The organism is Micromonospora sp. ABR4_055 (genome assembly GCF_056160425.1).
This window is the reverse complement of the sequence record NZ_JBSWXD010000345.1, coordinates 1-671: the sequence shown is the minus strand read 5'-3', so window position 1 is coordinate 671 and position 671 is coordinate 1. Positions and strand designations below refer to the sequence as shown.

The following is a 671-nucleotide window of genomic DNA, read 5'->3' as shown; positions in this document are numbered from 1 at the left end:
ACTGTTCCCTCCAAACCCCCCCCCCCCCCCCCCCCCCCCCCCCCTCTTCCCTTCCCCCCCCCCCCCCCCCTTCTCGCGTCGTCGCCGGCACTAGACTGCGGCGGTGGCCGCAGCGCACCTGACCCGCCTGGTCGACCTCCTGGTCCGGCAGGTGGCCCACTGGGAACAGCCCCGATGGGCGGTGGGTGACGGCCACCGTGCGGACGATTTCCACGATCTGGTGCAGTACCTTGCCGATGTGGGCGCGGTCGCCGAAGGGCGGCCCGGCCGGCAGGTACCCCGGCTGAGCCGGGACACCGCGCTGCCCGACCAGTTGCGGGTGGTCGCCGCCGACCTGATCCGGGCGGCACCCGACCCTGCGGTGCTGGAATCGGCGGCGGCTGCGGTGCGGCGGCTGCGCGGCCGGCTCGAAACGCCCTGACCCGTCGCCGGAGCACCGGAAACACCCAGCCGACCGGCACCCTGCCCGGACCGTTGCGGCCAGTGGTACGCGGTGGGTCAGCGGTGCGGGGCGGTGTTCGCCGCCGCGAGTACCGCCGGAAGCAGCGCGTGCGCCCAGATCCGGTATCCGTCGGCCGAGGGGTGGTAGCCGTCATGGCAGTAGGTGTTGGGGTCGGCGCGGAACACCGCGCCGGTCTCACCGGCCAGGTCGACCACCCGGGCGCCGGCGT

The 671-nt window shown here is 75.0% G+C and carries 1 protein-coding gene and 1 pseudogene; one reads left to right on the top strand and one right to left on the bottom strand.

All coding sequences use genetic code 11. The features are described 5' to 3' along the window. Nucleotides 1-103: 103 nt before the first annotated feature. Nucleotides 104-421: a hypothetical protein gene (locus ACXAHD_RS32315; RefSeq protein ID WP_475055210.1), complete on the top strand. Its 318-nt coding sequence runs from the start codon at nt 104-106 to the stop codon at nt 419-421. Nucleotides 422-498: 77 nt separating this feature from the next. Here the strand turns inward: ACXAHD_RS32315 and ACXAHD_RS32310 are convergent. Beyond that, nucleotides 499-671 (bottom strand): annotated as a pseudogene (locus ACXAHD_RS32310) (SGNH/GDSL hydrolase family protein); the annotation flags it as partial.